Origin of the sequence: Mycolicibacterium smegmatis (assembly GCF_001457595.1) — a bacterium.
GTDB lineage: Bacteria > Actinomycetota > Actinomycetes > Mycobacteriales > Mycobacteriaceae > Mycobacterium > Mycobacterium smegmatis.
This window is the reverse complement of record NZ_LN831039.1, coordinates 525,444-539,714: the sequence shown is the minus strand read 5'-3', so window position 1 is coordinate 539,714 and position 14,271 is coordinate 525,444. Positions and strand designations below refer to the sequence as shown.

Genomic DNA, 14,271 nt, shown 5'->3' with positions numbered 1-14,271 from the left:
CCCCTCACCTTGGGGCCACACGCACTTCGGTGCCTGACGCCGTCGCATCAGTCTCGTTCGGAGACACGATGTCCCTGCGGTTGGTTTCCGGCCCGTACGCGAGCGCAACGAGGGTGAGCAGTGTGAGGACGGCGAGGTAGACGACGATCACCCACCAGTGTCCGAACGCCGCGATCAGTGCCGTCGCGATCAACGGCAGGAATCCACCGGCCAGCACCGAACCGATCTCACGGGCGAATGCGAAGCCCGACAGCCGCGTCCGGGTATCGAACAGTTCGGCGTAGTAGGCGGCCTGGGGCGCGAGCATGGCCGGGTAGAGAATGCCCAAGCCCACGACGAAGCCGAGCACCAGCAGAGCCGGACTGAGCGATTCGAGCAGCAGGAAGAAGGGCACGAGCCACAACACCGAGATCAGGGCACCCGCTGCGTACACCGGTCGGCGGCCGATGCGGTCGCTCACGTTGGCCCACACCGGTATCGCGCCTATCTGCACGGCCGACGCGATCACGACCGCCAGCAAGGTGGTGCTGCTGGATACACCCAGCGAGTTGACCGCGAATCCCACGGCGAACACCGGGAACAGGTACGCAAAGCCGTTCTCCGCCAGACGGGATCCGACCACCACGAGAAAGCTGCGTGGGCTGCGTCGAATCGCGTCCAGTACCGGGATCTTGGTCTGCTCAGCGGTTCCCTCGGCCTCGGCCGCGACAGCGTCCTCGTACGCCTGTGTTTCGTCGATACTGCGGCGAATGAAGTATCCGACGACCAGCAGGACCGCTCCGAGCAGGAACGGCACCCGCCATCCCCAGGTGTGAAAGGCGTCGTCGGGCAGGAGCGTCGCCAACTGGAACACACCGGTGGACAACAGAGTCGCGATCGCGAAACCTGTTGGTGCCCAAGCACCGGCCATTCCGCGTCGCTTCTGATCACCGTGTTCCACCGACAGTACGACCGCCCCCGCGTACTCCCCACCCGCACCGAAACCCTGGAGCAGTCGCAGCACTATCAACAGAATCGGCGCGAAGACGCCGATGGCGTCGTAGTTCGGCAAGACACCGATCAACGTCGTCGCCACACCCATCAGCACGATGGTGAAGACAAGCATCCGTTTGCGCCCCAACCGGTCTCCCATGTTGCCGAGCACGATGCCACCGAGCGGTCGGGCCAGGAACCCCACGGCATACGACGCGAAGGCTGCCAGCGTGCCTGCCGTCGGATTCACGCCAGGAAAGAACTGCGAGTTGAGCACGAGCGCGGCGGCCGTGCCGTAGATGAGAAAGTCGTACCACTCCAAGGTGGTACCGACGAGTGCGGCGATGCCCGCCTTCCTGGCCTGGTTCGGCGGCTTTTCAGCGGCATCGTTGCCGGCTCTGCTCATGACATGACTCCTTCGATTCGGCGAGCTCAATTGCGCGGCCTGCGAAGTACCGCACCACGCTGGACCGGGCCGACCAGGGCCGCATACTGTCCGAGCCAGCCGCGTTCCGGGTGTTCTCCGGTGGCACGCACCGGCTCACCGTCGCGGATCGGGTGGCTGTCGATCCGACGAGCGTCCAGGTCGATCGCGACGGTGTCTCCGTTCTGGAGTCCGGCCAGTGGGCCGCCGTCGGCGGCTTCGGGCATGACCTGCCCGACCACGAGTCCGTGATTGAGTCCGGAGAGTTCACCGTCGGTGACCACTGCGACGTGGCCGCCTAGCCCCGCCCCGTTCAGCGCGGCGACGAAGCTCGCCGCGAAGACCGTGCCCGGCCCTCCACGTGGCCCCATGCCCCGCAGCACAATGACGTCGCCGCGTTGGATCCGGCCGTCACCGAGTGCGGCAATGGCGTCATCCTCACCCACGAAAACCTTTGCCGGGCCATTGAACTGGCGACGGGTCGCCTTACCGACACCGGCGACCTTGACGATCGATCCATCCGGCGCCAGGGATCCGCGCAGGATGATCAGGCCGGGCTCGTCGTTGATGGGGTCGTCGAGCGGGTGCAGCACGTCACCGTCGGCAGGTTGCGCATCTGCTGCACGCTCTGACACGGTGCGGCCGTCGACTGTGAGCGCATCGCCGTGCAGACGGGGAAGCAGAGTACGCATCACAGTCTGGATGCCGCCCACTCCGTCGAGATCCCACACCTGGTGCGCACCGTTCGGACGGATGGCCGCGAGCTGGACGGCATCCCCGCCGTGCTTCTCGAACATGCCAACCACATCCAGATCGAGGTCCGCCTCGGCGCAGATCGCCGCCAGGTGGCGAATACAGTTGACCGACCCGCCGAGGGCAAGCGCCACCTCGATGGCGTTCTCGATCGACTTCTCGGTGATGACCTGGCGCGCAGTGAGGTTCTGCTCGACCATCTTCACGATGTGGTGTCCGGCTGCTGCGGCATTGTCCAGCATTCGATCGGAGTTCGCCCGTACCGGTGCAGATCCCGCCACCGTCATGCCGAGAGCTTCAGCAAGGCAGTGCATGGTGTTCGCGGTGGCGAGTCCGGCGCACACCCCCGGCCCCTCGATCGCCTGATCCGCCAACTCACCGAGTTGGTCGACGGTCATCGTGCCTGCGGTCAAGGCACCGACGGATTCGTACACGGTGTCAATGTCCACCGAACATCCGCTCCAGGTGCCGCCGCGTTGGTACCCGCCGATGACGACGATGGCAGGAAGGTCCAGCCGCGCCGCTGCCATCAGATGCGCAGGAGTCGTCTTGTCACACGACGAGAGAAAAACGACTCCGTCGAGCACCGCACCTTCCACCGCTGCCTCGACATCATTGACGATGAGATCGCGGGTAGGCATCAGGTAGCGCGCCTTCCGCCCAGCACTGGTGACGAAATCGCTTGGCGCCGTCGTACGAATCTCGAACGGAAGGCCTCCGGCTGCGCGTACCGCCTCGGCGACCCGCACGGCCACGTCATCGAGATGCGCGAAACACACGGACAGTTTCGAGGAGGTGTTGACAATTGCGATCTTGGGCTTCTCCTGGTCGCGCCAATCGATCCCCATGGCGCTCCATTGCGCGCGACGTACGGCCCAGCGCGTGCTTCCCGGCGTGAAGTTGCTACGCAGTTCGCCGGGCGCGCCTGCGCGTTCGAAGTTGTCGGTCACGGGACATCCTGTCGTTGAGGGGTGCGTAATGCGCTTCCGCTGGCGATCATCCGGGCTTGGATACCGGCCGGGTCCAGGTCGCGATAGGCAGTGCCGCGATCGAGTGAGAGGGCGGTGGCCACCGCGGCGGCATGGCCGTACTCGAAACACTGTGCGGTGACCCGCGCAGAGGCGAGCGCCTGGTGTTCGGCGCTCAAGCAGCGGCCGGCCACGATGATGTTCTCACCGCGTTGGGGCACCAACGCACCGTATGGGACGTCATAGTAGTCATCCAGAAGCCAATGAAGCTTGGGCTTTTCACCGTCGTGCAACTCAATCGGCCACGGTGATCGGCAGATGCTGTCGTCACGTTTCGCGCCATCGACGACGTCACCGTCCCGCAGCGTCTCGATGCAGTCCACCGTGCGGGTCTGACGAATGCCTGCTTCGACGCCGGTGTCCACCACGAAAGCGTGCCCACATCCCGGAACGTTTTCTGCGAGGAACCGGGCATATGCGCGCACCTGACGACGCCCCTCGACCTCAGCAATGGTGAAGTCCGCAGGGTCGATCACGTTCAGCATGCGACCGTCCGGCGCCGTGAGCCGGGTCGCATTCACGAGCAACTCACCAGGACGGGTGGTGTCGAAGATCCAGATCTTGTTTCTGGGGAGATCCAGTCCAGCGGTACGCGCCTGTTCGATGGCGTCGGAAACCCATTGCGGTGAGATCGTGTTGGGCCCCCATGCGGACCAGAAGGCGTGCAGATCGACGTTACCCAGCCGAAAGAACATCGTGGGGTTCTGGATGCGCCCGTGATCGCCGAACCGATACCCGCCGCCCGCGCGTGCCACCACCGCACCGTCGCCCGAGGCATCGATGATCCTGGCCGCCCGTACCACGCCAACCCCGGCGTTCGACGCCAAAACCAACCCCTGATAGTCGTCGCCTTCGATCAGGACATCGATCACCTGGGTGTGATAGAGAATTCGGACGCCTGCCGCGGTCATCAGGTCATCTGCGACCTCCCGCCACACCAGCGGATCGTGAGCAACGGTGAAGGTCTTGCCATATCGCTGTGGCGCCGTGAGTCCGCCGCGGACGGTCAACTCCCCGGCGAACCGCTCAGTGAAGCCGTGCACGACCCTCTCGGGCCGCGACGCGGAGTCGGAAGCCAGGTACATCCCGCAGATGGTGCCGGACATACCTGCCACGGCCGCCCCGCCGGCGAACCCGTATTTCTCCACGACCACCACCGAGAGGCCCGCTTCGGCGGCCACAGTCGCGGCGGCGACTCCTGCAGCGCCGGCTCCGACCACCGCGACATCGACGTCGGCCACCACGGGAAGTCGGTGATCGCCCATCTCCGGCCGCAGCCGCCATACAACCGATATATCAGTCATATGTGGACCGTACATCTCCGAGCGCGATACTGTCTAGCCCACCGAGAGGAGGCAAATGACCAGCGAGCCGCAGAACAAGAGCGATCAAGCCTTCGTCGAGATCGAGCGCATGATCGTGCTCGGCGAAATCGCGCCAGGAAGTCTCGTCTCCGAGAAACAGCTGATGGAGCTCACCGGGTTGGGCCGCACGCCGGTGCGGGAAGCGGTGCAGCGGCTTTCGCGGGAGCGGCTGCTGGAGATCCACCCCAACCGGGGAGTGCTGGTTCCGCCCACCTCCGTCGAAGCGCAGCTCAAACTCCTCGAATTGCGCCGCATACTCGAACCGTTCGCCGTGCGAGTCGCTGCCTCGCGGGCGACCGATTCACAACGACAAGCCGCCCGCGAACTCGCCGAGGACGTTGTGAGCGGTGACAAGACCGTCACCGACTTCTCAAACTTCCTGCGTAAAGCGCACGCGCTGGTCGTCGCGGCAACCCACAACGAATACATCGAAGTGGCGATGGCACCACTTCAGGGGCTCTCACGACGCTTCTGGTTCGGGCATCTGAGCGATCCGGTCGAGGAGCTGCGTCGGGCCGCCCAGCTGCACCATGACATCCTCGCCGCGATCGCGGCAGGCAACGCCGAAGCCGCGAATGGAGCATCCCTCGCCCTGAGCGACTACCTGTTCGAATTCGCCTACGCGACCCTGCCCCGCCACAACCAACCGGCGTAGCCCTACCAGGCAGAGACATGCGGCTGTGCGCTTCTCTACAGCGACGTCACCGAGATGTCTGCGAAACGGAGTTCGGCGTTGTCGCCACGGATCCCGACACCACCGCCGTGCAACGGTGCACAGCCGACACCGTCGTCGACCGCGCTCATCGTGATCCCGTCACGCGTGGCGTCGATGTACACCGAGCCATCTGGGTGATCGCGGACGGTCACCGCGATGTGCTGCCATTTTCCGAACGGAATGGGTACGTCATGCACGAAACCGTTCAGGTCGTAGTACGTCCCGCCGTTGTCGGTCCCGCCCGCGCACTTCTTCTTGATGGTCATGGTGGCATCGCGTCGGTCGACACTCACGGCGTAGAGCGCGACATCGGACTGGTAGCGCACCCAGATGTGTGCACCGTCGTAGTCCTGCGCAGGCGTTCGTGCCGTCGTCGACATGGCGTCGACGCGCATCGCCAACGACATCTGCAGGTCGTTGAACCCGCGGACCACCGAAACCATCCGGAAGACCTCCGAACCCGTGGACTCGTCCGGCGGACCCGTCCACGCAGTGCCGTTGTCCCGGAACAAGGTTCCGCTGGTGACGATCCACTTGTCACCTGGTTGCACCGGCGTACCCTCGGCCGCGATCACACCATTGGGACCGGTGAAATCGTCGGAGAGGCCCAACCCCTGCGCACCCGAGTGACCACACGCCGCGCAACAGAGCGCGCCCAGGGCGATGAGTCGTTTCATCTGCAGCCCCTAGCGAATCGTGAGGTTCGAGAACACGATCGGCGGGCTGGCCTCGGACTGCCGGTACGCCCAGAACGACACCCCGCCTCCGACACCGCGGGACCGGTTGCTGTCCAGTTCAATCACCTGGGGTATGTCACCGTCGACGCTGACGGTGACCCGCTGCGCCGTGACATCGATGACGACGTGGTGCGAATTCCCCTGCAGGAGAGGGTGATCTGCGAACTCCTTCGAACTGCGGCCGATACCGAACGAGTTCCCGCGAATCCGCACATCGACCTGTTGTGAGACGTTGCCGTCGAAAGGCGCCCGGCTGGGCTTGAGCACGGTGACGCCGGCCGTCGTCCAGTCGTCCGGAGCGAAACCGCTCACGTCGACTTCGATGGTGTAGTCGGTCCACATCGTGCTGCGAATCGGCGCGTAGGTCCGGATCACCTCTTCGCCTGGGTCGGGGTTGATCTGCAGGGTGTCGGCATCGAGGTCGACCGGTGCCGGGTTGTTGGTGCCGTCGACCCACCCGGTCGGGTCAGCGAACGGACGCGACGCCTTCGGGTCGATCGGGCTGGCCTGCTCCAGCTTGTCGACGAGCAGATCGGTGCTGGTGGCAGCGACGATGTCCATGCGCTGGATCATCCCGGCCTGCACATCGCTGCTGGAGCTCGTCCTGATCTCCAGTGCATCATCGAGCAGCGCCATGCGGTACAGCGACGTCACGATCTCCTGCAGTGGCTCGGTTTCCTCGGATTCCCCCTCGTGGGCAGAGAACGGATAGGCGAAGTAGCTCGGCTCGGGCAATCCGTGTGCGCGGAACTGTCGCTTGCATTCCGAGAGATCCTGCAGCACCCGCCGGTGGTACTCCTGCTGCGTCTCTTTCCTGCCATGGTCGGCGAGCCACTGCAGGCTGGTGAGGAACGGGGCCTGGTTGCCCGCCGCATCGACCGGCACCTCGACATGGCCCAGATGGGTGTGCACCTGTAGATCCCACCGCCCGCTGGAGTGCAGTTGGCCGATCTCGTCCCACGTCATGTAGTAGGGCTGGTGGGTTCCGACGAACCCGGTGATGAGGAACACGGCGGCATGCATCCCCAACCGCGCGAGCACCGGATCCGCATACCGCCACACACCTTTCGCTCCATCATCGAAGGTGACCAGCACGCTGTGCGGAGGTAACGGATCACCGTCCAGCCATCCGTCGAGTTGGTCGATCGTCAGCGTCGTCCAGCCTGCGTCGTGGATCAGTTGCATCTGTGTGGCGAACCGCTCCGGCGTCACGGTGTAGGGCGATTCGTTGTAGCCGATGTCGTGGTAGGTGATGATGATCGGGGCGCTCTGCGAACTCACCGTGGCATCGCGCAGTTCATGCACCAACCGTCGATCGACCGCGCCCGACGGTGTGTCGACCTGGACGATCTCAAGACGCTGCTGCCGTTCCTCGGCTCGGTGCCACTGCCAGTAACTGGGTGCGGCCAGGTACGCCGCGACCAGGCTGGCCGAGACCGCCGTGAGCGCCATCGAGTAGCTCTTACGTTGCCGACGGTGCCTCATCGCGTCCCCCATTTGCTGTCGCGGATCGTCACCATGGCGTACGGCATCTGCAGCACAAGGATGATCGTGTAGAACATCGTGAAGAAAATGCCCTGGTACCAACGCTTCACAGGTCGGTGCAGCCGATAGAACAGCCCGTAGATGACGGCGATCGCAGCGACACCGCCGAAGTACCAGAACGGCAGTTGACTTATGAAATGCGGTTGGACGACGAATGCCCTCATGACCACCTGAGGCGCGATGAACGGCAGCACGATGCTCAGAGCGAACATCACCACCATGACCGGGTTCTTGCGTCGCACGGCACACATCGCCCGCGGCGCCTCCCGAAGCCAACTCTTCTTCCAGCGCAACTGCTGACGCAAGAACTGCTTGAGGTGTTCGGGCACATTGGTATAGGCCTGCGCGTCGGGGGCGTACAGCACGCGCCAGTCCCGCAACAGGTAGTTGGTCAGGCTGCGGTCGTCACCGAAAGTCGAAGGGCGGCCGAGAAATGTCTGGTTCAACCACTTGTCGGCCACGGGCCGTACCGCATCGGCGCGATATGCCGAGAAGCAACCCGAGCAGCAGGTCACCGATCCGAACAACGCCTCTGCCGACTTGTAGATGCGAAAGGCGATGTAGTACTGCATCGCCTGCATGCGGGTCAGGATGTTGTGGGACAGGTTGGTGTCGTCGGTATGCCCGCACACCGCGCCGACCGAGCTGTCAGCGAAATACGATGCGATGACTCGTATCGCGTCACGCGTCACCTGGCTGTCGCTGTCGATGAAGACGAACAGATCGGCGTCGTCAGCGGCTGCCATACCTGTGGCCATCGCCCGGCGTTTTCCACCGTTGACTTCATGCGGTATCACCGTCAGGTTCGGGTGCTCTGCGGCAAAATCAGTGATCCGCCGCAGGGTGTCGTCACTGCTCTTGTCGTCGACCACGACCACACGCAACAGTTCTCGCGGGTAGTCGACACCGAGGCAGTGCAGGAGTGTCCTGGCGATGTCGGGTTCGTTGTACGCGGGAACGATGATGGCCACGACGGGCCAGTAGTTCTCGGTATCGCGACGCGGGGGACGGTACAGTGCGGCCAGACCGAACCTGGTGAAGATGAACGCGGTGATGACCAGTCCGTATGCCGCCCAGAAGGGTTCGTCCTTCATGTTCTGAAGGCTCACGACCTTGTACCCGAATATGAGCATCACGATGAGCAGCAAAGTCATGACGATCACGACCTTGACGCCGAACTCTGCCGGCCGCACCGAGGCGATGGTGCGATCTGCCGCCGCTATGGTCGCCACGTTCAGCCTCGCCGACCGAATGTGGTGTCGAGCACCACAGGCTGGGCCGACACCCAGTCCCTGAGCTCTTCTGCCCAATGGTGCACCAGCACCAGGTCCCACTCATCGTGTTCCGGCGAGCGGTGATTGGTGAGCGTTCCGGCCCGTGGCGTCCGCAGCATGGGCACCAGCGGGTCGGTGAACGAGACGACGGCTCCGGCAGCGGTGAGATCGTCGATGATCGCCAGTGCCGGTGACTCACGCAGATCGGCGACACCCGGCTTGTACGTGACACCGACCACCAGGACACGCGCGCCCTGCGTGGGCTTCCCTCGCTCGGCCAGCATCTCCCGGGCCCGCGACACGACGTCGCGTGGGCGTGCGGCGATGCATGTCATCGCTGTCCGCATCAGGGGCGAGTCGAATCGGCGGGCCCGCAACTGCCACAGGAGATAGTGCGGATCGCACGGTATGCAGTGGCCGCCGACGCCCGGGCCCGGATAGAACGGCATGAACCCGTACGGTTTGGTCGCCGCCGCGTCGATGACCTCCATGACGTCGACGCTCAGTTCGCGGGCTACTTCCGAGAACTCGTTGGCCAGAGCGATGTTGACCGCACGGAACGAGTTCTCGACCAACTTGGTCATCTCCGCGGACTCGGGAGAAGAGACGGTGTGCACGGAACTCGCGGTATGCCTCAGCAGGGCTGCGGCGCGGGCCGTGCACGCCGGGGTGACACCACCGACGACGCGAGGCGTCCGCTCCGGCGCGTGATCCTTCACTCCCGGATCGATGCGTTCGGGACTGAACGCGACGAAAATGTCCTTGCCGACCGTGAACCCCGCAGCTTGCAGTGGTTCGACGAGCATCTCGTGTGTGCACCCCACGTATGTCGTCGAGGTGAGAACGAGGAGTTGTCCCTTCGTCGCGTACCGCACCACGTTGGCGCATGCTGCGGTCAGCGCCCGCAGATCCGGGGACTGATGCGGGTCGACCGGGGTCGGGACGCACACCACGACCGCGTCGGCCACTCCGATCGCACTGGGCTCGGTGGTCAGCTTGAACGAATCGAGCTGTCGGAGAAGCCGTGTCCGGTCCCGGGGCAGCATGTCGACGTCTCCGGTCTTGATGTTCGCCAGCCGGTCCTCGCTGAGGTCACAGCCGATGATCTCTGCTCCCATCTCCGCGAACGCCAGCGCGGTGGGCAGTCCCACATAACCGAGTCCCACGACGGCAATCGTCGTGCGTTGCAGTGTGATCAACAGTCTTCCTTCCCCGTTTTCCTGCTGAGAGTCCGCGAATGTTCCGGATGTTCGGGTTTTCATTCCACCGTCACCGACTTCGCGAGATTGCGTGGTTTGTCGACGTCCCGGCCCAACGTCAGAGCCATGGTCCGTGCAAGGATCTGCAGGGCGACGGTGGCCGTGATCGGACCCCATGGCGCGTTCGGCCCGTCGGTGACTGCGACCGTGCTTCCCGCCGAGCCGATCGAGATGACGTGTCCGCCGCGGGCCTGTATCTCGGCGATGCTGCTTTCGATCTTCGGATCACCTGTGCTGACGACGATCACCGGAGTTCCGTTGCCGACCAGCGCGAGCGGACCGTGTTTCAGTTCGCCGGCCGGGTAGTGCTCGACCCACCGGTAGGTGAGTTCCTTGAGTTTGAGCGCACCTTCGGATGCATACGGCAGGCCCAGTCCGCGAGCGATGAACAGGAATCCTCCTGCCGTGGCGAGTTCCTCGGCGATCGGCGGTACGACGCTCTTGGCGGTCACGGTCGCGGCATCGAGCTGCTCCGGCAGACGCCGAAGATCGTCGACCAGCCGGGAGGCCGATGCCGCGGAGATCCGCCGCATCGCGACGAGCGCGGAGATCATCAGCGCACTCCCCGAAACAACCTGGCAGACGAATGTTTTCGTGGCGGCCACACCGATTTCGGGGCCGGCCGCACATCCCACGACCGCGTCGGCCAGGCGTGCCAGTGTCGAGTGTCCGCTGTTGGTGAGCGCCACCAGTGACGATTCGCTCACCGCCGGTGACTCCACCGCGCGCAGTACGTCCGCGGTCTCGCCCGACTGGCTGATGGCCAGCCACAGCTGTCCCGCATCGAAAACCTCCATGGCCGCTTCACTCGCCACCGTCGTGGCCATCGGAATCCCGCCCAGGTCACGCGCGAGGTTGCCGATCACGGTGCCAGCGTTGAGCGAAGTCCCACAGCCGATCACACGGAGCCGTTCGAAAGACGGCAGGCCGAAGTCGCGCCACAGAGCGCCGGTGGCGATCCGGCCTGCCATCGAATCGAGGACCCTCGCGACCGCTTCGGGTTGTTCGTCGATCTCTTTGGCCATGAAGTCGGTGTAACCGTCGAGTTCCACGTCACGGGTGCGCAGCGTGCACCGTGTCGCAGGCGGCGGCGCCGAGAGGATTCCCGCCCTGGTCCACCGGCCGTCGACGGAAAGTTCCACGACATCACCGTCTTCGAGGACACGGAACTCGTCGGCCCAATCCGCGATGGCCGCGACGTCACTCGTCGCGAAGTCACCGTGGGACGTGTTCGCCACGACGAGAGGAGAACCCGATGCCGCGACGGCGATGCGTCCGGTGCCGTGTTCAAGAACGGCCAGCGCCCACGAGCCCCTCGCCTTCGCCAGTGCGTTCTGCACTGCGCAGGTCAGGTCCGCGCCGTTCGACCGCTCGTCTTCGATGAGATGGCACAGCACTTCGCTGTCGACGGTCGAGGTGAACCTGTGACCGGCGGCGCTCAACTCGGTGCGCAACTGCGTTGCGTTCTCGATGATCCCGTTGTGCACCAGGCTGAGCCGACCACCGCAGTCACTGTGTGGGTGCGCATTGGTCTCCGTGACCGCGCCGTGTGTTGCCCACCGCGTATGGCCGATGCCCACTCCGTCGAAGGTCGGTCCCGACCACTCGTCGAGCAGCGACTCCAGTGCACTGATACGCGAGGTCGTCCGCAACCGGGCCACGGTGCCGGCCTCCGTCTGTAGTGCAACCCCCACCGAGTCGTAACCCCGGTACTCCAGCCTGCGCAGGCCGACGCGGAGATAGTCCGCGGCTGGCCGGTTCGTGCGGCATGCGATGATCCCGCACATCAGCGACATCCTTCATTCGGATCTGTTTCCAGCGATCGAGCGACCTGGCGCTCAGCTACCCCCATGAACACCTCTTCACTATCAGCCACCGAAAGCTGTTGGCACATCGGCCATCAGAGTGAATTGGGGATCGATTTCGGGGACCGGACCGGTCTAGATCGCGGACTAGTCCTCTTGTGGGTCCGCGGTGTACCGCATGGTGCGGGACAACGCGGCCGCCTGCGCGCGCGTGCTGACGCCCAGCTTGGCCAGCAGATTGTGCACGTGGCTCTTCACGGTGTGGACGGCGATGCAGAGCTGCTCGGCGATCTCACGGTTCGTGCGCCCGGCTTCGAGCATGCGCAGGATTTCGATCTCCCGACGCGTGAGAACCAGTTCTGTCGGTGCCGGCTCTCGTTGGGCGGCCAGTGTCGACAGCCTTCTGAGAAGGATTGCTGAAACCTTCGGCGAACACAGCGTCTCGCCCACAGCTACCTTGTGGATCAGTTCGAGGAGCTCGTCGAGCGACTCGGAACGAGAGTGGTAGCCGGCCACACCGGCTTCCGCGCATGCGACTATCGCGCTTTCGTCGTCTTCTGCGATCCCGATGACCACGACGCGCGTGTGCGGTCCGAGCGCCAAGGCCTGTTTCAGCAGTGTCGCGCTGTCGCGAGTGGCCATGTTGAGCAGGATGACGCGCGGCATGGTGGCATCGAACGAGGCGAGCAGGGACGGCCCGTCCCAGGCGACGCCGGGAGCGACCGCACCATGCGCCGCGAGCGCCGCGGCGAGGTAGTCCCGGTACAGCGTGGAGTCGTCGACGACGAGGATTCTCGTGTCCCGCAGCAGACCGACTCCGTCATCTGGGACAACGCGCAGGTCATCCTGGCACGAGAATGACGTCCGGGCCCCTGGCGCCGATCGGCGACGGTACAGAGCAGTGTGTCCACACACCGATTCCCGTTCGGACGGCGTCGCAGCGTAAGAGACGTTGCCCATGTCCACCTGTGTCAACGTCGGCAACCTTGTCGTGCCAGTGCAGTGTTGATCTCGAATCCGCGACCGGCTCCACGGCATCGGCGGCTCGCAACCCCGACCAGCAACGATGGCCCATATCCACGCTTCAACGCAGTTCCCCCCTGTAACACGCGAGTGGCCCTCTCTGAGGTCCGCAGGAATCGTAAACATTTGCCAGAACTACGGTCAACGCGAATTTTCCCAGGTCACCGCTAGCTTTTGCAGGTGTATATATTTTTCTTGATCGCGCGATCAGCGCCTACGGAATCCGTAGCGGCGTTTGACCAGCTAGCACGCCTATTTACATACCAATGGTCGGTATAACCGCTCGATTCCGTCTGCTGGTTTTCGGCGGCGCCGCGACACGCACGATCCGAACCGTACGTTCGTGCACGTTCAGTGGGCCGCCGACGGCTGCTCTACCGTCACCCGCACCGACGTAAACCCTTCACTGTGCAAGCAAACGGGTCTATGGTGGCGAACAGGTCGCCTTTGCTCAAGATTGTTATGCGACAAAGGCTTTCATGATGCCGTCTCTCGGGGAGAGTTGAATGACGTTGCGATCCAGGATGTTCGTGCTGCTTGCGGCGGTTTTCGCCCTGCTTGTGGGAGGTTGCGGATCCCAATCGGGGCCTGCGGCCGAAGAATCCCCGTCGGCCACGTCGTCGGCGGTCGCACAGTCGAGCGCCGCGCCGGCACCGGACACACAGTTCTGTGCGCACAACCGGGATTCGAAGTGTCCTGCGGGCAGTTACGTCGGACCATTCGTCGCGGTGAAATCGGGAGGCGGTCACTGGGACGCCAACGGGGCACCCGTGAACGGCGGTCCGGTCGGCGCGGACGGATCGACCGGCAACAACCTGACCCAGGAATACTGCGCCCGCAATGAGGATCCGGCCTGCCCGGTCGGCAGCTACGTCGGCCCGAACGCCATCCGGAACCCGGACGGATCACCCACGTACGTGGTCTGCGAGGGCACCATCTGCACCAACCCGAACCACGGCGCCGCCGACCCTGTCGGGACGTGGGGCCCCGACGGCCGGCCCATCAACGGCGGCCCGGCCGGTGCCGACGGATCGACCGGCAACAACCTGACCCACGAGTACTGCGCCAAGAACCAGGATCCGGCGTGCCCTGCGGGCACTTTCGTCGCGCCCGACGCCATCAGGAACCCCGACGGCAGCAACGGATACTCGCCCTGCGAGGGCACCATCTGCACCAATCCCAACCACGGCGCCGGAGATCAACCCGATGCTGTCGACCCGCCTACCGGCGACGCCCCCGATACCGGCGACGCGCCGCCTGCCGATGACAGCGACGGCGTGGACGACGGATCAGGTGAAGACACACCCTGAGCCCCAGCGGAAATAGTTGTGCTGTTCTGCACACCAGAACGCGGATTCCGCTGTACTCGATC

The 14,271-nt window shown here is 64.4% G+C and carries 11 protein-coding genes; 2 read left to right on the top strand and 9 right to left on the bottom strand.

Going from position 1 to position 14,271, the window contains the following annotated elements:
- Window positions 1-4: 4 nt before the first annotated feature.
- From AT701_RS02260 to AT701_RS02250, 3 genes are read right to left on the bottom strand one after another with little or no spacing between them, the layout of a single operon-like run.
- Window positions 5-1,378 carry an MFS transporter gene (locus AT701_RS02260; protein WP_011726982.1) on the bottom strand — a complete coding sequence of 458 codons (1,374 nt, stop codon included), beginning with the start codon at window positions 1,376-1,378 and terminating at the stop codon, window positions 5-7.
- A gap of 26 nt (window positions 1,379-1,404) precedes the next feature.
- Window positions 1,405-3,099, bottom strand: coding sequence for a dihydroxy-acid dehydratase (gene ilvD / locus AT701_RS02255; RefSeq protein ID WP_011726981.1), 1,695 nt, complete (start codon window positions 3,097-3,099; stop codon window positions 1,405-1,407).
- A complete protein-coding gene (locus AT701_RS02250) occupies window positions 3,096-4,418 on the bottom strand; it encodes an FAD-dependent oxidoreductase (protein ID WP_223495277.1) in 1,323 nt (440 codons plus the stop codon). The genes ilvD and AT701_RS02250 overlap by 4 nt, the downstream gene beginning before the upstream one ends.
- Window positions 4,419-4,536: 118 nt before the next feature.
- Between AT701_RS02250 and AT701_RS02245 the strand changes: the two genes are divergently transcribed.
- The gene (locus tag AT701_RS02245; protein WP_011726979.1) at window positions 4,537-5,196 is read left to right on the top strand and encodes a GntR family transcriptional regulator; all 660 of its coding nucleotides are present in this window, start codon (window positions 4,537-4,539) and stop codon (window positions 5,194-5,196) included.
- A gap of 35 nt (window positions 5,197-5,231) precedes the next feature.
- On the opposite strand, the gene AT701_RS35345 is transcribed toward AT701_RS02245, so the two are convergent.
- From AT701_RS35345 to AT701_RS02215, 6 genes are all read right to left on the bottom strand, one after another.
- Window positions 5,232-5,933, bottom strand: coding sequence for a hypothetical protein (locus AT701_RS35345; protein ID WP_174519562.1), 702 nt, complete (start codon window positions 5,931-5,933; stop codon window positions 5,232-5,234).
- 9 nt (window positions 5,934-5,942) lie between these two features.
- Window positions 5,943-7,478 carry a polysaccharide deacetylase family protein gene (locus tag AT701_RS02235; RefSeq protein ID WP_058127505.1) on the bottom strand — a complete coding sequence of 512 codons (1,536 nt, stop codon included), beginning with the start codon at window positions 7,476-7,478 and terminating at the stop codon, window positions 5,943-5,945.
- A complete protein-coding gene (locus AT701_RS02230) occupies window positions 7,475-8,770 on the bottom strand; it encodes a glycosyltransferase family 2 protein (RefSeq protein WP_081319335.1) in 1,296 nt (431 codons plus the stop codon). The genes AT701_RS02235 and AT701_RS02230 overlap by 4 nt, the downstream gene beginning before the upstream one ends.
- Window positions 8,771-8,772: 2 nt before the next feature.
- Window positions 8,773-10,011, bottom strand: a complete 1,239-nt coding sequence (locus AT701_RS02225; RefSeq protein ID WP_058125068.1) for a nucleotide sugar dehydrogenase — start codon at window positions 10,009-10,011, stop codon at window positions 8,773-8,775.
- 59 nt (window positions 10,012-10,070) lie between these two features.
- Window positions 10,071-11,858: a glutamine--fructose-6-phosphate transaminase (isomerizing) gene (glmS, locus tag AT701_RS02220; protein WP_058127503.1), complete on the bottom strand. Its 1,788-nt coding sequence runs from the start codon at window positions 11,856-11,858 to the stop codon at window positions 10,071-10,073.
- Between the two features lie 165 nt (window positions 11,859-12,023).
- Entirely contained in the window at window positions 12,024-12,842 is an 819-nt protein-coding gene (locus tag AT701_RS02215; protein ID WP_011726972.1) for a response regulator transcription factor, read from the bottom strand.
- Between the two features lie 563 nt (window positions 12,843-13,405).
- Between AT701_RS02215 and AT701_RS02210 the strand changes: the two genes are divergently transcribed.
- Window positions 13,406-14,209 carry a hypothetical protein gene (locus tag AT701_RS02210; RefSeq protein ID WP_036462361.1) on the top strand — a complete coding sequence of 268 codons (804 nt, stop codon included), beginning with the start codon at window positions 13,406-13,408 and terminating at the stop codon, window positions 14,207-14,209.
- Window positions 14,210-14,271: the final 62 nt, after the last annotated feature.